This is a genomic window from Bacillus sp. COPE52, assembly GCF_003355115.1.
In the GTDB taxonomy this organism is placed as follows: Bacteria; Bacillota; Bacilli; order Bacillales; family Bacillaceae_G; genus Bacillus_A; species Bacillus_A toyonensis.
Map to the genome: position 1 here is coordinate 5,236,611 of NZ_CP031292.1, position 20,920 is coordinate 5,257,530.

General features: G+C 36.5%; 23 protein-coding genes. 10 read left to right on the top strand and 13 right to left on the bottom strand.

Going from position 1 to position 20,920, the window contains the following annotated elements; translation table 11 throughout:
- Positions 1 to 8: 8 nt before the first annotated feature.
- The 3 genes from DPQ31_RS26575 to DPQ31_RS26585 all read right to left on the bottom strand — a co-directional run bounded on the left by DPQ31_RS26575 (position 9) and on the right by DPQ31_RS26585 (position 2,616).
- Positions 9 to 1,025: a FecCD family ABC transporter permease gene (locus DPQ31_RS26575; protein ID WP_087950815.1), complete on the bottom strand. Its 1,017-nt coding sequence runs from the start codon at positions 1,023 to 1,025 to the stop codon at positions 9 to 11.
- Positions 1,022 to 2,077 carry a FecCD family ABC transporter permease gene (locus DPQ31_RS26580; RefSeq protein ID WP_208731238.1) on the bottom strand — a complete coding sequence of 352 codons (1,056 nt, stop codon included), beginning with the start codon at positions 2,075 to 2,077 and terminating at the stop codon, positions 1,022 to 1,024. Before DPQ31_RS26580 ends, DPQ31_RS26575 begins: the two co-directional genes overlap by 4 nt.
- A 314-nt stretch (positions 2,078 to 2,391) precedes the next feature.
- Positions 2,392 to 2,616, bottom strand: a complete 225-nt coding sequence (locus DPQ31_RS26585; RefSeq protein WP_000526075.1) for a YuzB family protein — start codon at positions 2,614 to 2,616, stop codon at positions 2,392 to 2,394.
- A 427-nt stretch (positions 2,617 to 3,043) separates the two neighbouring features.
- On the opposite strand from DPQ31_RS26585, the gene DPQ31_RS26590 reads away from it, so the two are divergent.
- Together DPQ31_RS26590 and DPQ31_RS26595 are read left to right on the top strand one after the other, a co-directional pair.
- Entirely contained in the window at positions 3,044 to 3,736 is a 693-nt protein-coding gene (locus DPQ31_RS26590; protein ID WP_097958185.1) for an RsfA family transcriptional regulator, read from the top strand.
- A gap of 151 nt (positions 3,737 to 3,887) precedes the next feature.
- Positions 3,888 to 4,733 (top strand): octanoyl-[GcvH]:protein N-octanoyltransferase, encoded by an 846-nt coding sequence (locus tag DPQ31_RS26595; RefSeq protein WP_097958183.1) that lies wholly within the window; start codon positions 3,888 to 3,890, stop codon positions 4,731 to 4,733.
- A 49-nt stretch (positions 4,734 to 4,782) separates the two neighbouring features.
- On the opposite strand, the gene pta is transcribed toward DPQ31_RS26595, so the two are convergent.
- Positions 4,783 to 5,754 carry a phosphate acetyltransferase gene (gene pta / locus DPQ31_RS26600; RefSeq protein ID WP_000067215.1) on the bottom strand — a complete coding sequence of 324 codons (972 nt, stop codon included), beginning with the start codon at positions 5,752 to 5,754 and terminating at the stop codon, positions 4,783 to 4,785.
- A 280-nt stretch (positions 5,755 to 6,034) separates the two neighbouring features.
- Between pta and hemQ the strand changes: the two genes are divergently transcribed.
- From hemQ to gerQ, 4 genes are all read left to right on the top strand, one after another.
- Positions 6,035 to 6,778, top strand: coding sequence for a hydrogen peroxide-dependent heme synthase (gene hemQ / locus DPQ31_RS26605; protein WP_001287596.1), 744 nt, complete (start codon positions 6,035 to 6,037; stop codon positions 6,776 to 6,778).
- Between the two features lie 202 nt (positions 6,779 to 6,980).
- Complete coding sequence (locus tag DPQ31_RS26610) at positions 6,981 to 8,252, top strand: serine hydrolase (protein ID WP_208731239.1); 1,272 nt, start codon at positions 6,981 to 6,983, stop codon at positions 8,250 to 8,252.
- 328 nt (positions 8,253 to 8,580) lie between these two features.
- A complete protein-coding gene (gene cwlJ / locus DPQ31_RS26615; protein WP_000538157.1) occupies positions 8,581 to 9,003 on the top strand; it encodes a cell wall hydrolase CwlJ in 423 nt (140 codons plus the stop codon).
- A gap of 27 nt (positions 9,004 to 9,030) precedes the next feature.
- Positions 9,031 to 9,459, top strand: coding sequence for a spore coat protein GerQ (gerQ, locus tag DPQ31_RS26620; RefSeq protein ID WP_097954076.1), 429 nt, complete (start codon positions 9,031 to 9,033; stop codon positions 9,457 to 9,459).
- A gap of 33 nt (positions 9,460 to 9,492) precedes the next feature.
- On the opposite strand, the gene DPQ31_RS26625 is transcribed toward gerQ, so the two are convergent.
- The 3 genes from DPQ31_RS26625 to DPQ31_RS26635 all read right to left on the bottom strand — a co-directional run bounded on the left by DPQ31_RS26625 (position 9,493) and on the right by DPQ31_RS26635 (position 11,221).
- Positions 9,493 to 9,861, bottom strand: coding sequence for a DUF423 domain-containing protein (locus DPQ31_RS26625; protein WP_000688311.1), 369 nt, complete (start codon positions 9,859 to 9,861; stop codon positions 9,493 to 9,495).
- Between the two features lie 64 nt (positions 9,862 to 9,925).
- On the bottom strand, positions 9,926 to 10,222 hold the full coding sequence (locus DPQ31_RS26630; RefSeq protein WP_001167342.1) for a YwdI family protein: 297 nt from the start codon (positions 10,220 to 10,222) through the stop codon (positions 9,926 to 9,928).
- Positions 10,223 to 10,228: 6 nt separating this feature from the next.
- Entirely contained in the window at positions 10,229 to 11,221 is a 993-nt protein-coding gene (locus tag DPQ31_RS26635; RefSeq protein ID WP_142345841.1) for a potassium channel family protein, read from the bottom strand.
- Positions 11,222 to 11,316: 95 nt separating this feature from the next.
- Between DPQ31_RS26635 and DPQ31_RS26640 the strand changes: the two genes are divergently transcribed.
- The 3 genes from DPQ31_RS26640 to DPQ31_RS26650 all read left to right on the top strand — a co-directional run bounded on the left by DPQ31_RS26640 (position 11,317) and on the right by DPQ31_RS26650 (position 14,155).
- Positions 11,317 to 12,600: a purine/pyrimidine permease gene (locus DPQ31_RS26640; protein ID WP_142345842.1), complete on the top strand. Its 1,284-nt coding sequence runs from the start codon at positions 11,317 to 11,319 to the stop codon at positions 12,598 to 12,600.
- Between the two features lie 228 nt (positions 12,601 to 12,828).
- Positions 12,829 to 13,650, top strand: coding sequence for a Cof-type HAD-IIB family hydrolase (locus DPQ31_RS26645; RefSeq protein WP_000221402.1), 822 nt, complete (start codon positions 12,829 to 12,831; stop codon positions 13,648 to 13,650).
- Positions 13,651 to 13,861: 211 nt separating this feature from the next.
- Complete coding sequence (locus tag DPQ31_RS26650) at positions 13,862 to 14,155, top strand: DUF3817 domain-containing protein (RefSeq protein ID WP_000953396.1); 294 nt, start codon at positions 13,862 to 13,864, stop codon at positions 14,153 to 14,155.
- Positions 14,156 to 14,265: 110 nt separating this feature from the next.
- Here the strand turns inward: DPQ31_RS26650 and DPQ31_RS26655 are convergent, their stop codons facing one another.
- The 5 genes from DPQ31_RS26655 to DPQ31_RS26675 are packed head-to-tail and all read right to left on the bottom strand — an operon-like array spanning position 14,266 to position 18,731.
- On the bottom strand, positions 14,266 to 14,943 hold the full coding sequence (locus DPQ31_RS26655) for a uracil-DNA glycosylase (protein WP_208731240.1): 678 nt from the start codon (positions 14,941 to 14,943) through the stop codon (positions 14,266 to 14,268).
- Positions 14,944 to 14,962: 19 nt separating this feature from the next.
- Positions 14,963 to 15,955 (bottom strand): DUF2705 family protein, encoded by a 993-nt coding sequence (locus DPQ31_RS26660; protein ID WP_087968790.1) that lies wholly within the window; start codon positions 15,953 to 15,955, stop codon positions 14,963 to 14,965.
- A complete protein-coding gene (locus tag DPQ31_RS26665) occupies positions 15,948 to 16,865 on the bottom strand; it encodes an ABC transporter ATP-binding protein (RefSeq protein WP_000207726.1) in 918 nt (305 codons plus the stop codon). The genes DPQ31_RS26660 and DPQ31_RS26665 overlap by 8 nt, the downstream gene beginning before the upstream one ends.
- Positions 16,862 to 17,743 (bottom strand): SGNH/GDSL hydrolase family protein, encoded by an 882-nt coding sequence (locus tag DPQ31_RS26670; RefSeq protein WP_142345843.1) that lies wholly within the window; start codon positions 17,741 to 17,743, stop codon positions 16,862 to 16,864. The genes DPQ31_RS26665 and DPQ31_RS26670 overlap by 4 nt, the downstream gene beginning before the upstream one ends.
- A 10-nt stretch (positions 17,744 to 17,753) precedes the next feature.
- Positions 17,754 to 18,731: a LacI family DNA-binding transcriptional regulator gene (locus tag DPQ31_RS26675; protein ID WP_208731241.1), complete on the bottom strand. Its 978-nt coding sequence runs from the start codon at positions 18,729 to 18,731 to the stop codon at positions 17,754 to 17,756.
- A gap of 98 nt (positions 18,732 to 18,829) precedes the next feature.
- Between DPQ31_RS26675 and DPQ31_RS26680 the strand changes: the two genes are divergently transcribed.
- Positions 18,830 to 19,456, top strand: coding sequence for a YczE/YyaS/YitT family protein (locus tag DPQ31_RS26680; RefSeq protein WP_000943407.1), 627 nt, complete (start codon positions 18,830 to 18,832; stop codon positions 19,454 to 19,456).
- A 30-nt stretch (positions 19,457 to 19,486) separates the two neighbouring features.
- Here DPQ31_RS26680 and DPQ31_RS26685 read toward each other — a convergent pair whose 3' ends face one another.
- A complete protein-coding gene (locus DPQ31_RS26685) occupies positions 19,487 to 20,782 on the bottom strand; it encodes a homoserine dehydrogenase (protein ID WP_000659112.1) in 1,296 nt (431 codons plus the stop codon).
- Positions 20,783 to 20,920: the final 138 nt, after the last annotated feature.

The following is a 20,920-nucleotide window of genomic DNA, read 5'->3' on the forward strand; positions in this document are numbered from 1 at the left end:
GCCTCCCTTTATTTTGTCCTCATAAGTAAATATATGAAATATGGTGCACCAATTACAGAAATAACAAGACCGACCGGTATTTCTGAAGTTGGCAACACACTTCTTGAAATTACATCTGCAAATAAAAGCAAGAACGTTCCTATTAATGCTGCAGTTGGTAACATGATTTGATGTTTACCACCAACAAGGCGTCTCGCTAAATGAGGAGCCATTAAACCGATAAAACCTATTCCGCCCGCCACCGCAACAGATGCACCAGCTAAACAAACTGCAATAAATAATAATTTACGTCTTTCTTTTTCTACGTTTACACCAAGGCCAACAGCTGTAGAGTCGCCTAAATTCATTACATTTAATATGTGTGCTTTACTAATAGCAAGCGGTAAGAAAATAACCATCCATGGAAGTACACTTAATACGAATTTCCAATCTGTACCCCAGAGACTTCCTGCTAACCAAATCGTAGCAAAACGAAAATCGTTAGATGTCATCTTCATAGAGAAAATTAAACTAACAGCACCAAATCCAGCCGCAACAGCAATACCAACAAGTATTAATCGAGTCGATGAAACGCCGTCTTTCCATGCTAATAAGTAAATAATAACTGCCGCTAATATCGCACCAACTAGGGCGAAAAATGGAAGGATAAATACAGATAAAAATGTACCCGTCCCAACTTTTCCAAAGAAAAAGTAGACGAATATAACAACCGTTAATCCCGCTCCAGCGTTAATACCTATAATACCTGGATCAGCAAGTGGATTTCTTGATAGCCCTTGCAGAATTGCACCTGACATGGCTAACGCAGATCCTACTAATATAGCGATAACCATACGCGGCATACGAAATTCAAATAAAATAACTGACTGATCTTCAGCCCCGAGTCCAACCAATGACTTTAATACATCCATTGGTGGTATTTTAAAAGTTCCTGTATTTAAACTAATAAGAAATATAGAAATGATTAATCCTACTAAAACTGTTAAAACAGAAACGTTCTTTTTTGTTAAAATACTCGTCCTCACATTTTTCCTCTCCCTTCGTTACGTGCTAAGTAGAGGAAGAATGGAACCCCAATTAGCGCTGTAATTGCTCCAATTGGTGTTTCAAATGGTGGATTAATAACGCGAGATAACATATCTGCACACTCAATTAACAATCCACCTAAGACTGCAGAACATGGAATAACCCATCTATAGTCTGAGCCTACTAGGAAACGAGTCATATGTGGAATTACAAGACCAACAAACCCAACTGACCCTGCCATAGAAACTGCAGAACCTGTTAACACAAGAACAAGTACTGTTCCGATAAATTTAATTAATGTCGTATTTTGACCAAGTCCAATCGCAATTTCTTCACCGAAGCTCAAAATTGTAATATACCTCGACATCATAATTGCAATAAAGAGACAAACTAGACCAATTGGCACTAACATATTAATACTTTGCCATTTCACTCCAGCAACTCCGCCTGCATTCCACATACTCACCTCTTGGGCAAGATTGAAATACAGCGCAATTCCAGATGAAATTGCCCCTAATAAAGCACTAATTGCTGCACCTGCTAAAGCTAATTTCACAGGTGTTAATCCACCTGGTGAAGAAGACCCAATTCCATATACAATACTTGCGCCAAACGCAGCTCCAATAAAAGATGCGATAACAAACATTAAATAAGGTGAATTAGGGAAGAATGCATACATAATTGCAATCCCGAATACAGCGCCATCTGTAATCCCCATTAACGATGGTGATGCAAGTGGATTTCGCGTCATACCTTGCATAATTGCTCCTGATACCGCTAAAAAGGCACCTGCAACTACGCCCCCTATTGCTCTAGGCATGCGAAGTTCTTGAATTACGTTATGATGCGTAATAGAACCATCAAACTGAAACACAGCTTGCCATACGGTCTTTAAACTAATATCTGCCGCGCCAAACGAAATAGAAACTGCCATGCTTAAAGCTAATAAAATTGTACCCGCTACTAAAATGATAGAAGCGATGAGCGGCCTGCTCTTAATCTCTTTAACACTCTCTTCTTGTTGTTCTATACTCCTTGCGCTCGCTTTCATCCCTCAACCATCCTAACCAAAAACATATATTTAATAAAATGAAATTTATTCTCAAATAGTAATAAAAAAATTAGGTGAATTGGCTTATTCTTGATAATGATTATCAGAATCAGACACTTTCTATTCTACCCACCGCTTCAAAAGGCTGTCAACCATTATTTTGAAATACAAATTCATATAAATTGACAATGTAATGAACAGTTGATGTTCATCTGTCACTGACTATCAGTAATAACCAATTAAGCTTCCGTAGAATAACTCATTCCTCTTATGGGTATAAAAAAAGAAGAGTAATCTGTTCACTCTTCTTTTTCTTACTTATTTAACTTTGCTTCAATTTTTACAATTAATTCATCTTCTGTTGGAGCTGCAACTGGACGATTATTTACAAATGCGAATGATTTTTTACGACCAGGACCACAGTAAGACTGGCATGCAACTTCAATCGTTGCACATGAATCTACTTTTTTTAACTTCGGAATTAACGTTTTAACGTTCGTTGCCTGACAATCATCGCACACACGAAATTCGTTTCCCATTATATAACACTTCCTCTATTTTAAACTTTTCTCAAGTACATTTAAAAATAAACACTAAATGGTATTTTACCGCTCTTTTAAGCTCGTTGCAAGTTTCCTTGCGACGCTCTTTCCTTCATATAAAGCTACATATTTTTATGCTCTCCTACAGAAGCTTCCATCATTCTTGGCAAAATTTATCCCGCTGTTTGCGGGCAGTAAGACTTCCGCCTTAAAATTCGGCGAATGTGAGAGAGTTAGGTAGAAAATCCACTGCCCGTAAAAACCCCTAATAATCAGCGGGAGACGGAAAAAACTTTCACTGATTAAAGTTTCACTTTATTCCTTTCATCGAAATCTACCATATTTTTAAAAGCTTTGTATAAAAGCACATTTTTTTGCCCATTATAAAAATAGGAAGTTCATAAAAAGAAAGGGAGTTGAATCTATGAAAGTAAGACAAGATGCTTGGACAGACGAGGATGATTTATTACTTGCTGAAACGGTACTTCGCCATGTTAGAGAAGGAAGTACGCAATTAAATGCATTTGAGGAGGTAGGAGATCAGTTAAATCGCACATCCGCTGCTTGTGGTTTCCGCTGGAATGCCGTTGTTCGCTATAGTTATGAGCAGGCTCTTCAACTAGCAAAAAAACATCGTAAAGATAAAATGCGTGCTGCGAGCGGTGAACAAGCGAAAAAACGTTTACTTTATACACCACCAGCTTCAGGAGCGATAGCTGATTATGAAGAACTAGTACAAGAGGAAACAACTGTACAGTATAAAGAAGCTAGTCTATATCAAGAGCCTACTATCCCTGCTGTAAAAAGCTCTATCACAATGCAAGATGTTATTTACTTTTTACAAACCGTTGGATCTTCAAATATAAAATTAACCGGTCTTGAAAACGAGAATACGAGATTGAAACAAGAAATTAAATCACAAATCTTGCGAAATGAAGAACTAGAAAAGAAACTAGAAAAATTAGAACAACAATCTCATACTGTACAAGAGGATTACGAAACACTTATGAATATTATGAACCGCGCTCGTAAATTAGCAGTAATGGATGATGAGGAACGTTCACAAACTTCTTTCCGAATGGATCGAAACGGTAATTTAGAAAAAATTGCAGAATAAAAAGGATGCATGCAATGCATCCTTTTTATTATTTCACTTCAAGCACACATGCTTCTTTTACTTTAAAATCTCTCTTTATATATGGGAAAACTCCTTTCATCATTTTTTGCTATAATAGAGATTGTCATTTTAAAGATAAGGGGTTAGTTATATGAGCAATTCCCGTTCAATTTTATCTCAGCCAGAGTGGCGTATTGTAGATCAGTCTAGTTTAGGACCGACATTCCATGCCTTGCAATCATTCGCAATGGATGACACATTATGCACAAGTATTGGGAATGGCGCATCCGCTGCAACAATGCGTTCTTGGGTTCATCACAATACAATCGTTCTCGGCATTCAAGATTCACGCCTACCACACTTAGAAGAAGGTATTTCCTTTTTAAAAGAAAACAACTTCAATGTTATCGTTCGTAATTCCGGTGGACTTGCGGTCGTACTTGATGAAGGTGTGTTAAACGTATCACTTTTATTCCAAGAAACAGAAAAAGGTATCGATATTGATCTGGGATACGATACAATGTGGCATTTAATTAAGGAAATGTTAAAAGATTACGACGTTACAATCGAGGCAAAAGAAATTGTTGGTTCTTATTGTCCTGGTAGCTATGATTTAAGTATTCGCGACCAAAAATTCGCAGGTATTTCTCAGCGCCGTATTCGCGGTGGGGTTGCTGTACAAATTTACTTATGTGCTACAGGAAGCGGATCGGAACGCGCTGCGCTTGTTCGCGACTTTTACAATGTAGCAATTCAAGGAGAAGAAACACGCTTCACGTATCCTGAAATTGTACCGAGTACAATGGCCTCACTCTCAGAATTACTTGGTGAAACAATTACAGTACAAGATTTAATGATGCGTCTTTTAAAAACATTACAGCAATTCGCTCCAAAGTTAACACCATCTCAATTAACAGTAGATGAAGTTCCTTTATATGAGACGAGTTTACAGCGTATTATTGATCGTAATAATAAAGCACTTGGCTTAGAAAAATAAAAACGACCACCCTAAGGGTGGTCGTTTTTCATAGCAATTCATTATAGAATTAAAGTGCTTGAGCTGCTGTAATTAAAGCTAACTTGTACACTTCTTCTTCGTTACATCCACGAGATAGATCATTTACAGGCATGTTTAAACCTTGTAAGATCGGTCCTACTGCTTCGAAGTTACCTAAGCGTTGAGCGATTTTGTAGCCAATATTACCAGCTTCTAAGCTTGGGAATACGAATACGTTAGCATCACCTTTAATTGTAGAACCTGGAGCTTTTTTCTCAGCTACAGATGGTACGAATGCAGCATCGAATTGGAATTCTCCATCTAAAGTTAATTCTGGAGCCATTTCTTTTGCAATGCGAGTTGCTTCTACAACTTTTTCTGTTTCTGGAGATTTTGCAGAACCTTTTGTAGAGAAGCTTAACATAGCAACTCGTGGGTCAATGCCAAATAGTTCAGCAGTTTTCGCACTTTCAATACCAATTTCAGCTAAATCTTGACTGTTTGGTGCAATGTTAATTGCGCAATCAGCGAATACATATTTCTCTTCTTCGCGTACCATGATGAATACGCCAGAAGTTTTTGTAACGCCTGGTTTTGTTTTAATAATTTGAAGTGCTGGACGAACTGTATCAGCTGTAGAGTGAGCTGCACCACTTACTAAACCGTGTGCTTTGCCCATGTATACAAGCATTGTACCGAAGTAGTTTTCGTCTTTAAGGATTTTACGAGCGTCTTCTTCAGTTGCTTTACCTTTACGGCGTTCAACGAAAGATGCTACCATTGCATCCATTTCTTCGTATGTAGCTGGGTCATAAATATCAACGCCTGCTAATGTTAAATTCATGCTAGCAGCTTTTGCGCTAATTTCTTCTTTATTACCAACTAAAATTGGTTTTACTAACTCTTCTTTTGCTAAACGCTCTGCAGCGCCTAAAATTCTTTCATCAGTTCCTTCAGGAAGTACGATAGAAATGCCTTTTCCTTGAACTTTTTCTTTTACTGTTGTAAATAAGTTGCTCACGAATAAACCCTCCTACATATGTTAAAAAAACTCTATCTTTAAGAATACTGCTTTTCCTCTATATTTTAAACTTATAGCTCCCAAAAAATAGATAAAATGAAAATGATTATATTTTCATAAAATTCAGCCTAAAAATATGTCCTACTTAAGCCTTATTTTCTCCCGTTTTCTAATAAATATAAATGTGACAATTTTATATGCCGAAACTTTATATAGATGATTTTAAAACTATATATGCTATAGTTAACGTGTAAAACTATCATTAACTGAGGTGAATAGAATGAGTGAAGCAACAACAACGTTAGATGGCTGGTATTGTCTACATGATTTACGTTCTATTGATTGGGCTGCATGGAAAACATTATCTAGCGACGAACGCGGACAAGCTGTGTCTGAATTTTTAAATGTCGTTGAAAAATGGAACGAAGTAGCTACTGCAAAAAAAGGTAGTCACGCAATGTATACAGTTGTTGGTCAAAAGGCTGATATTATGCTTATGATTTTACGTCCAACAATGGAAGAATTAAATGAAATTGAAACAGAACTAAATAAAACAACATTAGCTGAATATATGGTTCCTGCATATTCTTACGTATCTGTTGTTGAACTAAGCAACTATCTTCCAGCTGATGAAGATCCATACCAAAACCCACAAATTTTAGCTCGCTTATATCCTGAATTACCAAAAGCAAATCATATTTGCTTCTATCCAATGGACAAGCGTCGCCAAGGTGATGACAACTGGTACATGCTTCCTATGGAAGAACGTAAAAAAATGATGTACAGTCATAGTAAAATTGGCCGACAGTACGCAGGTAAAGTACGCCAAGTTATTTCAGGATCAGTCGGATTCGACGATTTCGAGTGGGGCGTAACATTATTCGCTGATGATGTTCTTCAATTTAAGAAACTTATATATGAAATGCGCTTCGATGAAGTAAGTGCTCGTTACGGTGAATTCGGAACATTTTTCGTAGGAAACATTTTACCGAACGAAAAAGTAGAGAAATTTTTACACATATAAATAGTGAAAAAGGAACGAATTTCGTTCCTTTTTTATTATCCTCTATATTTCTCCTCAAAAAACTTCTTTTCTCCGCAAATTTGAACAAAAATCGACAAATTATTTTCAAATTTATTGTAAAATTGTAACCTTTTTATATATAAATTTATGCTAAAATGATACGAGCTATATGCTAAATACCGATGCGAAGGTGATAATCTATATGAAGAAAATCTTGTCTATTTTACTATTGCTTTTATTGTCAATTTCTCCCTTAGTAGTAACAACATCCCATGCGGAAGAAAAAATACATATTGAGGCAGCCGCTGCACTTCTATTTGATGCAGATACAGGAAAAATACTGCATGAGCAAAATCCAGATGAATTACTAGCTATCGCTAGTATGTCAAAATTAATTGTTGTTTATGCTGTTTTAGAGGCAATTAAAGAAGGGAAAATTACTTGGGATACAAAAGTAAATATTTCTGATTATGCTTATGAAGTCTCTCGTAATAACGAATTCTCTAACGTACCATTTGAAAAAGGACGTCAATATACTGTAAAAGAATTATATCATTCTATCGTTATCTTCTCTGCGAATGGATCTAGTATTGCTTTAGCAGAACTTCTTGCAGGAAGCGAAAAAAACTTCTTAAATCTTGCAAATGACCATGCAAAAAAACTAGGGTTAAAGAAATATAAATTTGTAAACGCTACTGGGTTAAATAACGCTGATTTAAAAGGAAAACACCCTGAAGGAACTGATCCGAATGGAGAAAACTCCATGTCAGCTCGCGATATGGGTATTCTTTCAAAAATAATAATTACAAAGTATCCAGAAATGCTAAAGGATACAAAACAAAGATTTAGAAACTTCCCGGATAATCATCCGAAGCCAATTCGTATGGAAAACTGGAACTGGATGCTACCAGGTGCTGCTTTCGCTTATGAAGGATCAGATGGTTTGAAAACAGGAAGTTCTGATACGGCTGGATATGGATTCACTATTACAGCAAAACGTGGTGATCTACGTCTTATTTCCGTTATTATTAAGACAAAATCAATGGACGAGCGTTTCACAGAATCTCGTGCATTAATTGAATATGGATTTAATAGCTTCGAAAAACAAAAGCTGAAAATTGATAAAAATAATACAATCTCTGTAGTAAAAGGGAAAGCAGATCAAGTAACTGTTGCACCTGAAAAAGAAATAACAGTAATTGCGAAAAAGGGTGACAAATCACCTTACAAAATTTCTACTGAAGCAGATAAGTCACTCGCTGAAGATGGACATTTAAGTGCTCCTATTAAGAAAGATACAAAGGTGGGTTCCATCGTTTTAGAATCAACTGATAAATATGGTTTCTTAGATGGAAATAAGAGCATGAAGGTTGCTGCAAAAACGACAGAAGAAGTAGAAAAAGCAAATTGGTTCGTATTAACAATGCGTTCCGTTGGTGATTTCTTCTCAAACTTATGGTCCAAAATATTTTAATGATAAAAAGCTAGCACACGCTAGCTTTTTTATTTTCCTCTCTCAATGTAAAACTTCGTTTGGTTGTCATATCTGAGTCCTTTTCCTCATACGTATGAACTAGTAATTGTTCCACACTTCATCTAGAGATAAAGTGAAACTTTAATCAGTGGGGGTTTTGTTCATCCCCCACTGATTATTAGCCTTCACCAATCAGGCGTTTAGGGGCAGTTTGATCTCCCACCCACCTTCTTTGCTCCAGCCAAATTTTAAGGTGGGAGTCTTACTGCCCATTAATGCGGGATAAACCTCTTTCCAAAAGGTATTCCACAAAGAGAGGTGACACATAATGGGTGTTATTGCTTATAACGAAGAAGATGTAAAGTTATTAGCTAGACTGATGCGTGCTGAAGCCGAAGGAGAAGGGCAACAAGGAATGCTAATGGTCGGAAACGTTGGGGTAAATCGTGTCCGCGGAAATTGTTTAGATTTTAAAAAGATACGTAATTTACGTCAAATGGTTTATCAAAATCCTGGTGGTTTTGAGGCAACTCAAAAAGGATATTTTTATCAGCGAGCGAGGGAGCAAGATATCGCATTAGCAAGACGGACCATTCAAGGACAACGTTTTTGGCCCGCTAACTTTGCCTTATGGTTTTTTAGACCTGAAGGTCCTTGTCCGCCAACTTGGTATGACCAACAAAATTCTGGTCGCTTTAAAAAGCACTGCTTCTTCCAGCCATCTGCCGGAGACTGTCCAAGCGTATATTAGGGAATGAAAATAAGGAGGGATTTTTGAATGGCACAGCAACAAAACCCGTACTATGGAACAGGTTTTTATCAACCATCAGGCACTTACGTACAACCGCAACAAATGACCGCGCAGCAACAGCAACAACAGCAAGCAATGCAACAACAAGCTGCTCAGGCTCAACTTGCAGTTTCTCAAGGGATGTTACCGCTCGAGCAATCATACATTGAAAACATTCTTCGCTTAAATAAAGGAAAGCAAGCTACAGTTGTAATGACTTATGAGCGTGGTAGCTCGCTCGGTACACAATCTTATACAGGGATTATCGAAGCGGCCGGACGTGATCATATCGTTATTAGTGAACCACAATCAGGGAAACGTTTTTTACTATTAATGATCTACTTAGATTATGTAGAATTCCCAGAAGAGATTACGTATTTACCTAGTCAACAAGCATCTTATGCTCCGAGACCATAAAAAAAAAGCTGGCAAATGCCAGCTTTTGTTTTTTTATAACCCTTTTACTACTGCAGTTCCTACTAAAATCCACGCCACAATAAACGCTACACCACCAAGAGGTGTAATTGGACCAAAGAACTTAATACCTGTCGTACTTAGTGCGTAAAGACTACCTGAGAACATAATAATCCCAGCTACCATAAGCCAACCAGCAGTAGTTAAAAGTGATGATTGAATCTTATCCATCAATAGAGCAACTACGAATAGTCCACCTGCATGAAACATTTGATATGTAACGCCTGTTTTCCAAACTTCTAACATTTTCGCAGAAATTTTATTTTCTAAACCATGTGCCCCAAAGGCTCCTAACGCAACAGATAGCCCCGCTGCAATACAACCTAGTAAAAAGAAAATTTTCATCTTAATTCCCCTTTTTTACTTTTATCATAAGCAATTTTTTCATATAAGCCAAACGATTTAATCCTTAAAAATCAAATAAAGAATTACCATTTGCACCTTCTTCTTTTATATACACAGGTTCTCCAGAAACCGGTATAACTGGTTGGACTGGTTGAACTGTTGTTATAGGCTGCGATCTAATTACTTGCGATTGAATTTGCGGCTCTCTATACGTAGAAGATTCAACTTGTTCATCTAATAGTAAATCGCATAAAGCACGCACAACTAATAAATGATCTTTTGATTTTTGTCCTTCACTACTTTTTGCCTTTGCAATTTCATTCGCCATTTTATTTAAAATCTTATCGCTCGATATTTGCATTCCTTATCACCTCGTACTTTGTAGTTCTTTCTCAAATTGCCCCAGCTTCTCTACTGAACCAAATACTATTATCATATCATGTTCTTGCAATTTTTCCTGCCCCGTCGGATTATGTATAATATCCCCACTTCTCAAAATCGCTAAAATTGTTACATCAAATTGATTTCTCACATCACTCTCTAGTAACGATTTATTGACTAAGATAGAATCGCTTCCGACTGAAATTTCTTCAATTACAAATGATTGCTCTATTCCATACAGTACTGTATCAATATAATGAACTGTTAGCGGATTCGCAATACCTTTTGCAATATGAATTCCTGCCATACTAGATGGATTAATAACCTTATTTGCACCAGCACGCCTTAATTTTTCTTCGGTTTCTGGCTTTTCCGCTCTTGCTACAATTTTAATTGCATCGTTTAATCCTCTTGCCGTTAATGTAATAAATACATTTTCAGCATCATTTGCAACAATAGCAACTAAACCAGCCGCTTTTGAAATTCCAGCATGATGTAAAACTTGATCCTCCGTCGCATCTCCATGTATATACAAAAGCTTTTCTTTCTCTAATATGCTTTCATCTTTATCGACAACAACAAATGGAATTTTCTTTTCTTGCAATTCATGTACAACTTGAAGCCCCACTCTACCGCAACCACATACTATAATGTGATTTTGTAACTGTGCTATTTGTTTATCCATCTTCTTCCTCCGCACTGCATGAAATAAATTCCCTTCAATAATTATAGCTGCCACTACTCCAATTGCATATGTAACAATACCAACACCAACAGGAATAATAAGGAGCGCAAATACTTTCCCTGCTTGCGTTACAGGAACGGCATCTCCGTATCCAACAGTCAATACAGTAATCATCGTCATCCAAAATGCTTGAAACAAACTAATCTCTTCAATTGTCATAAATCCTAGTGTTCCTAAAATTACAACAAAGGTCATACATACAACAGCTATCCATAATTGCTTACGTGCATTCATATCGTGTTTCAACTCTTTTCTCTATCTACAATCTTTGCCAGTGGAAATAAAATACGTATATACTAGATACGGAATCTATGAAAGAGGTTGATATAATGAAGACATTTCTTTCCGCCTTACAATGGGCACTATTTATTTTAGCGGGAAGCCTTATTGTACCAATTAGTGTCGCAACTAGTTATGGTCTTGATGGCGCTGAAGCTATCGCATTCGTACAAAGAACATTATTTGTTCTAGGCTTTGCTGGTCTCTTGCAAGCTATATTTGGGCATAAACTTCCTATTCAAGAAGGTCCTGCTGGCCTTTGGTGGGGAATTTTCTCCCTTTACGCAAGTTTAGGCGTCATATTATTTGGATCAAGCAATGAGACACTTAAAGTTCTTCAATATGCTTTCTTATTAAGCGGTATTATTTGCATTATTCTTAGCGTTTTTGGACTCATTGATAAACTAGTTCGCTACTTTACACCGACAGTTATTGGAACATATTTATTTCTTCTTGTCACGCAACTCAGTGGCTCCTTCTTAAAAGGAATGTTTGGTCTTGATGGACAACATACAGAAGTACAACCAAAAGTATTTATTCTTTCACTCATTGTTATTTTACTATCCTTTTTCATTATGAAGCTACCTATTATTGGACAATATTCCGTTCTCTTCAGTATTGTCTGCGGCTGGATTTTATTTGCATGCTTCGGATTATCTAATCCTGTAACACCTGTAACAGACATAATCCGTCTTCCATCTCTATTCGTTTTCGGAATGCCTCGCGTTGAATGGAACATGGCAATCACAGTCATTTTCGTTACACTATTACTTCTAACAAATATGTTAGCAAGTATTCGTGTTGTACAAAAGGTTGTTTCTAAGTACGAAACAGATGCAGCTCCAGATCGATTTAAACAAGCTGGCATTATAACGGGAATAAATCAATTGCTAGGCGGTCTATTTTCAGCTATTGGACCTGTTGCCATTTCTGGATCAGCAGGATTTATTGCAACGACTAATATTTATAAACGCCTTCCATTTATATTAGGATCAAGCTTTATTATTGCCGTTAGTATATTCCCAAAGAGCACTTCATTCTTTGCAGCAATCCCTGTTGCAGTTGGTTATGCCGCTATTTATCCTGTATTCGCAAGCATGATTGGCCTCGCCTTTCGAGAATACGAAACTGTCCAGGATAAAGAACGATTATTTAAAGTAGCCGGTCTTTCCATCTTTACAGGAGTCGGAGTTATGTTTGTTCCAGCAGGAGCATATTCCACACTTCCACCATTTCTAGCATCTTTTTTAAGTAATGGTCTCGTTCTTGGATCTGTAATGGCAATCTTGCTAGAAATACTATTTTCTCGTTCCACGGCAAAACAAATATCTTAAATTGGAAAACTTCCATTATTGCACTCTACCTTTAGAGTTGTTACGATAAAATTAAACTTTAATCATTGGGGGTTTATTCATCCCCAATGATTATTAACCAATATTATGAGCAACACACTCATAATAATTTATCTACTTCTTTTCAAAGAGGTTTGATGTCTTACTATTATTCCTCAACATCTTCATGAACATGTATTTTGATTTCAATTAAAGAAAGGAATTTTCTATATGACTTATAAAATGATTGTTTTAGATTTAGATGATACTTTATTACGTGATGACCATACTATTTCACCTCGTACGAAAGAAGCTTTAATGACTGCACAGGAGCGCGGCGTTAAAGTTGTACTTGCTTCTGGGCGCCCAACGTTTGCGATGCGCGCAATCGCAAACGAATTACATTTAGAGGCATACGGTAGTTTTATTCTGTCATTTAACGGCGCAAAAATTATTAACTGTAATACAGATGAAGAATTATTCAGTAGTACGTTATCTCCTGAAATCGTTCACAGTCTATACGATATTAGTAAAGACGAAAATGTATGGATTCATACATACATTGGTGACGATATTATCACTGAAGAAAATAACTCTTATACAGAAATTGAAGGTCACATTACTGGTATGCCAATTGTAGAAGTAAATAACCTTAAAGAAGCTGTGCAACAACCAGTGGTAAAAGTGCTAATGGTAGAAAATCCAGAACATTTACAAAATGTAGAGTCAAAACTACAAAAACAACTAGAAGGCCAATTAAGCGTGATGCGTTCAAAACCATTCTTCTTAGAATTTACTGAATATGGTGTTACAAAAGGAACAAGCCTAAACCAACTCATCCAAAAACTTGGTATTAAACGCGAAGAAGTTATCGCAATGGGCGACAGCTATAACGACCAAGCGATGATTGAATTCGCAGGTCTTGGCGTTGCAATGGGTAATGCACCAGATGATATTAAAGAAATTGCAAACTATGTAACAGATACAAATATGAACGATGGCGTTGCAAAAGTTGTAGAGAAATTCGTTTTAAAAACAGAAGTACTTGTTTAATATTTTCATTCATAAAACCTATTTGAAGTCAAACACTTCAAATAGGTTTTTATTTAAATTCTCGTGCTTTTGTGACTATATTTTGAACTTTGCACTATTCTCGTAGTGTAAACTTTCTTTTTGTATATAATGAAACAAAATAGACTATTTTATTTTGAAAAAGAATACAAATTTACTATAAACAAGCATACGTTAAAGGAGGCTACTTTACATGTTATCTACACCAATTGGACGATTAAGAGCAATTGGACTAGTTGAGGGGATTTCTTTCCTATTACTATTATTTGTAGCAATGCCATTGAAATACTTCGCAGGATTTGCAACAGCTGTTAAAATTACAGGCATGGCTCATGGTGTTCTATTTATTCTATTCATCTTTGCAGTCATTCAAGTAACAATCGTACACCGTAAATCAATTTTATGGGCACTTGGGGCATTCGTTTCATCAGTTATCCCATTTGGTACTTTTGTACTAGATGCAAAATTAAAGAACGAGCAACAATGATAATAAAAAGGTAGTTAACGACTGTTAACTACCTTTTCTATTTACCCCGATTGGTGAAGGCTGATAATCAGTAGGGGGTGAACAAAACCCCCACTGATTAAAGTTTCACTTTACAAATTTGGAATTTCCCAATCAATTTCTCTCTCATCCATATTAGCTAAAATCGTATTTACTTTAGAGTACGGCTTACTTCCAAAGAAACCACGTCTTGCTGACAATGGGCTTGGATGTACAGATTCGATAATATGATGATTTGGATTCGTAATTAACTTCTTCTTCGCCTGTGCATGGCGTCCCCACAATATGAAAATAACTGATTTTTCACGTTCATTTAATAGCTCAATTACACGATCAGTGAAATGCTCCCATCCTTTTCCTTTATGAGAATTTGCTTCACCTTGCCGAACTGTTAATACAGTATTTAATAATAAAACTCCTTGCTCTGTCCACTTTACTAAATAACCGTTATTTGGAATGCCATACCCATATTCATCTCGAAGTTCTTTATACATATTTAACAACGACGGTGGCGTTTTAATACCGGGTTGCACAGAAAAGCTTAAACCATGCGCTTGATCCGGTCCATGGTATGGATCTTGTCCTAAAATAACGACCTTTGTATTTTCATAACTTGTATACTCTAGAGCATTAAAAATATCTTCTATCTTTGGATAAACAACATGTGTACTGTATTCTTCTTTCAAAAAATTAGCCAATTCGCGATAATATTCTTTCTCAAATTCTGGTGCCAATAACGGCCCCCAATCATTTTTTAAAACATTTTCCATACTGTCACTCCCTGTCTAATTAATTCAACATATCCTGTTTTGTAAATACTATGAACGAAATAATAAGGGAAACAACTGCCCAAACAGTTAAATTCATCAAAGAAAATCCCATCGATAAACCTTGTAATGCAGGTAATTTTCCTGATAAATAATCCGTTAATGATAGGTTCACACTAAAAATATATTTTGCGCCTTCCCAAGACGTTGCAAATGAACTTAAAATACCACCTGCAATTAATGCAGCTAACATAACACCCATACCAGCTGGTGTATTGCGAATTAAAACAGAAACCATAAACGATATAGTTCCGACAACGATAGCAACAAACCAGGCCAGTCCATACGCCATTAAGATGTATTGCCACTGCGGAATAAGGTGCACAAAGTTCGTATTTAACGTTTCCTTATCAATGACAAATCCAGTTAAAACAGGTAAATTCCATCCCGAGTACCCAAATACAAGCCCTGATAATATGTAAGCAAACAAACCTACAAGAAGCAGTATGAGCGAAATGAAAAATAACATCGTCACGTATTTACTAAGTAGTATTTTCCAGCGCCGAATCGGCCGCGTAAGTAACATCTTCATCGTCCCATCACTTCGTTCTCCTGAAACGATATCAATAGCGACAATCATCACGAGAAGCGGAATAAACAATGTAATTCCTTGTTCAATAAATGCTCTGACAAAAGTCGGTGCGCCCGGCGCCATCGGGTTAATATCATGATCTAAATAATATTGTTGTTGCTCAACTCTTACTTTTAACCAATCACGCCATTCTTCTGGCAACCTAGAATTGTTCAACCGGTTCTGAGAATCAACAATTTGCTGTTGTAATGAAACTTTCCAATCCGTTGTACCGAGTCTTTTTTGTGTCGTTTCTATTTCACGATACTGCGCATACACAAAAAGCGGGATCAATATTGCTAAAATAAGCATGACAACAAAAATACGTTTCTTACGGTAAATCTTTTCTGATTCATTTAAAACTAGATTCGCAAATTCACGCATGCTGCTCACCCCTTGTGAGTTCAATAAATAAATCTTCTAGCGTAAATACAAGCTCCTTAACGCTATGCACATCTATCTCATTTTCTACAAAGTGTTTATTCCAACTACTTATAGATGCAATATCCATGCGGCATAGTAATCGCTCGCCTTCTACACTCACTTCTCTTACTTCCTCGGCCGCTTCTAGCATATCTTTCGCCTTAGAAATTGGTGTAACAATCCATTCTACACGATCACTTGCTGTTTTAATTAACTCTTCAACCTTGGCAACTGTTATCATTTTTCCTTTATGAATAATTGCGACACGATCACATATCATTTGTACTTCACTTAGCAAGTGACTTGAAATAAACACGCTCATATTTTCTTCTTTCACAAGCGTATGTATAAATTCTCTAAGTTCTCTAATCCCGGCTGGATCTAAACCATTCGTTGGCTCATCTAATATGAGCAACTTCGGATTCCCAAGGAGCGCCTGCGCAATTCCAAGGCGCTGTTTCATACCGAGTGAGTACGTTTTTACCTTGTCATGAATTCTTTCATCCAAATGAACCATTTGAGCAATTTCAATAATACGTTCATCTGATATATCACCTAACATACGAGCAAATTGCTTTAAATTTTCCCATCCTGTTAAATATGTATACAGTTCTGGGTTTTCAACGATACTCCCAATTTGACGCATCGCTTCTCTGAAATTTTCCTTAATTGAATAACCACCGATAGAAATCGTACCTTCTGTCGCCTTAATCAATCCGACTAACATTCGAATGGTAGTCGTCTTTCCAGCACCATTCGGTCCTAGGAACCCGAACACTTCTCCTTGCTTTACATCAAAGGAAATATTCTCTACAAGAGTCTTCTTTCCAATTACCTTCTTCAAGTCTCGCACGGAAAGTATCGTCGTCATGTTACCCCTCCTTGTTCTAGTTTTAACTTACTCACAACATTTTGAACTAATCGTTCTGCCATATATGTGTACCCTACTTCATTCGGGTGAAAATGATCAGAGTATAATAAATCTTTTCCACGGTTTTGGAATAAATCAAATGTCGGTGTAATATATACATTTTTATCATTTAACGCTAACTTCTCTAAAGAAGCGTTCCAATCCACAACAATGTTTGAAGACCCTTTTAAATCTTCTACATCTTCAAAAGGATTATATAAACCTAGCCAAAAAATAGGGCTATCTGTATTTAACTTACGAATTTGTTCTATAATTTTCTTAGCTTCATTTTGGAACGTTTCCGTATCAGGACGGTATGTTTCTAAATCTATCTTTCCAAGCGATTCCCAGCCTGGAAATAAATCATTTCCGCCAATGGTTAAAACGATCACATCTGCTTGCTTAATTGAATATTGAGCACCGCTGCTTTCAATTTGTTTTAATAAATCGGGCATTTTCGCACCACTCACTGCCAAGTTAGTTAGTGCAACTTTTTGCTTATAATCTTTTTGTAAATCTTCTTTCATTCGTCCAATATAGCCAATGCCTTCTTTATCACCGACGCCGCGCGTTAACGAATCACCTAAACTAACGACTTGCAATGTTCCCGTTTTCTTTTTCTCTTTTGCTACTACATCCGTTTTCTTAATTAAACTTGAAGCTTTCGGATTTAATACATCATTTACACCTGAAACAAAGCCATATGCAAATAAACAAAAAGATGCAATTGTAATGAGTAGGATTACTTTTACTACTTTTGATCTCATGTCAAAACCCCTTTTAGCCCTCTTAGATTGTCCATAATTATACCAAACGAAATTTTGAAAAGCGATTTTCACACCTTCCCTATCACGTCGTTTCTCTATTTACTAACTTTGGTAATAACTCTATATGTTTCACATCTAATTTCTCTGCATTAATCTTTTCATATAATAATTCAAACGCTTTTATCCCGACATTTTTACTAGGATGGGAAATTGTTGTTATACCTAATATATCTGCTACCTCTTGATCGTCACATCCGATAATCGTCATATCTTCTGGAATTCGAATTCCTTGTTTTTTTGCTTCTGTTACCATTCCCGCTGCAATATGATTACAAGATACAAGAAACGCCGTCGGTTTTACAGACATACGAGCCCATTCTCTGATTACGTTACGTCCATCTTCCACCGTAAAACACTCTTCAAATTTCCAAGTCTCTAACGGTGTTACGGTACTCTGTTGAAGCGAATCTGCATACGCCTTTTTTCGTCTTTGGCTATTAATGCTATTACTTCTTCCAATGCAATATCCAATACGTGTATGACCGACATCTATTAAGCTTTTCATCCCATGCGAAAATACTTTGTAGTAATCAATATGCACACTTGAAATGCACTTCGAATCTATTTCTTCACACATAACAATCGGGCCGAATTTCGTATATTCTTCAAGTTTCTCCTTACTATTGGCACGGGAACATATAATAACCCCATCAAGCTTTTTCATTTTTAACATATGTAAAATTTCTAGTTCTCTTTCTTCGCTGTAATTTGTCTGGCAAAGCATCATATTATAATTATTCTTTGCCGTTTCTTTTGATATCCCCTCAATAATAACACTATAATATTGATCATTTACGTGTGGCAATAAAACGCCAATTACATTCGTTTTTCCTTTCACTAAATGAATCGCGTTCACATTTTGCGTATAATTCAATTCCTCTATAATCGCTAAAATTTCTTTTCGTTTCTGTTCATTCACGTATGGATGATTATTTAGTACACGTGAAACGGTTGAAACCGATACCCCGGCAAGTTCAGCAATCTTTCTTATATTCGTCATCTCATTTTCCCCTTCCCCTCAAAAATTCTCACTTGACCTGGTAAGCTTTCCACAATATATCCTTTCCTAGCAAATACATTTAGAAAGGATATGCAACTATGCTTCGATTCAAGTTAGAATATATATTTTTTATTGGCGGTTTACTCATTCTCGCCATCGGTATTAATATGATGACGACAATTACTTCCTTTGGACTTAGCCCTTACGATTCCTTCTTTATTGCACTATATCAGAATTTCGGGATAAGTATTGGTTTTTGGATTTTCATGATTAACTTTGCTTTTACACTTATCGTACTCTTTTGGAATAAAAAACAAATTACAATTGGCACAATTGTAACGATGATTCTTATTTCTCTTTTTGTTGACTGGATTGGTTCCATTACAATTATTATGGACGCTATCCGCTCTCTTCCAAAATATATAACACTTATTTGTGGAAATCTATTTGTCGGAGCTGGCATTGGCCTTTATGTCTCAACAAACCTTTGCGCAGCACCTCAAGAAGCTTTCGTTTTAACAGTTGCTGAAAAGAGAAAATGGACGTTTAGAAAAACAGAGATTTCATTGGCTTTTCTATTTTTAACATTAAGCTTCTTATTAGATGGACCCATCTATTTTGGAACAATTATCTTATCCTTTACAACAGGTTGGATCATTCAAGCATTTATTCAAATTGGTACGCAGATTTTAAATAAAAAAGAGCCTATTAAGCAAGCCGCTTAATAGGCTCTTTCTGTTTTATGGTAAGAGATACTACTTAGCATCCCCTTCAATTCGATAGTTCGCTTTCAAACAATCTATTTCTTCATACCCTTGCAACGTATGTAGAATATAATCATAATCAGCAAGAGACGCACGATGCGTTACAATCACAATTTCAGCCTTTCCTTTCTCTTCAAGCGGCATTTGAATAATTTTCTCAAAGCTAACTCCGCGCTCAGAGAACAATGAAGTAATTTTTGCAAATACACCAATTTCATCTTTTACATGCAGTCTTAAAAACTTTTTCACGACAATTTCGTCTGGCTCTTTTAATACTTTTTGATATTGCGGGACTACAGCACTATTTCCTGTTACCCCTAGTCTAATATTTTGCATCACAGCAACCAAATCCGAAACAACCGCTGTTGCTGTCGGTAAGCTTCCTGCTCCCGGCCCATAAAACATCGTTTCTCCTACCGCTTCACCGTACACATACACAGCATTATATTCATTTTGCACCGCCGCAAGAGGATGTGTATTGGGAAGTAAAGTCGGTTCAACTGTAACCTCTAATTTTTCGCCATCTCTCTTTGCAAGACCAATTAATTTAATTGTATAACCTAAGCTCTTACTATATTCAATATCTTCTTCTGTAATAGAAGTAATTCCTTTTACTTTCACATCTCCAAGCTCTACGTTTGTAGAGAAACCGAGAGTAGCTAAAATCGTCATTTTTCTTGCCGCGTCTAAACCTTCTACATCTGATGTTGGATCTGCTTCTGCAAATCCAAGTTGTTGGGCTTCTTTTAACACGTCGTTATATGCTCTCCCTTCATCTGACATTTTCGTCAAAATAAAATTTGTCGTTCCATTTACAATTCCCATTACTTTCGTAATAAGATCTGAAGAAAGTCCTTCTACGATGCTTCGCAAAATCGGGATTCCTCCAGCTACACTTGCTTCATAAAACAAATCAGCCTTATTATCCTTTGCTACTGCTAATAGTTCCGCTCCGTGTAACGCCATTAAATCTTTATTTGCAGTCACAACGTGCTTCCCACTTTGTAAAGCTTGTAAAATATATGCCTTTGCATCATCAATGCCACCCATCACTTCGATGACAACATCAATATTTGGATTATCTAAAATTTCATTTGCATTTTGTGTTAATAGAGTAGAAGGTACCTCTACCTCTCTCTCTTTCTCAATGTTTTGCACCAATACTTTCGTTACCTTCACTGGACAACCTACTTGGTGTATAAGTCGCTCTTGATGATCTGTAATAATACGAACTACACCGCTACCAACTGTCCCAAGACCTAATAGACCAACCTGAATTTCTTTCATAATACTGTCCACCCCTCAAAAATTGTGTTTAGATGAAATTATATGAATAAAAAGTCTGAAAAACAATGTATTTTGAAGATTCGGAAAAATAAAGAGTAATCCTTACAAAGAAAACGTTGCCACGTGTTACACAATCTT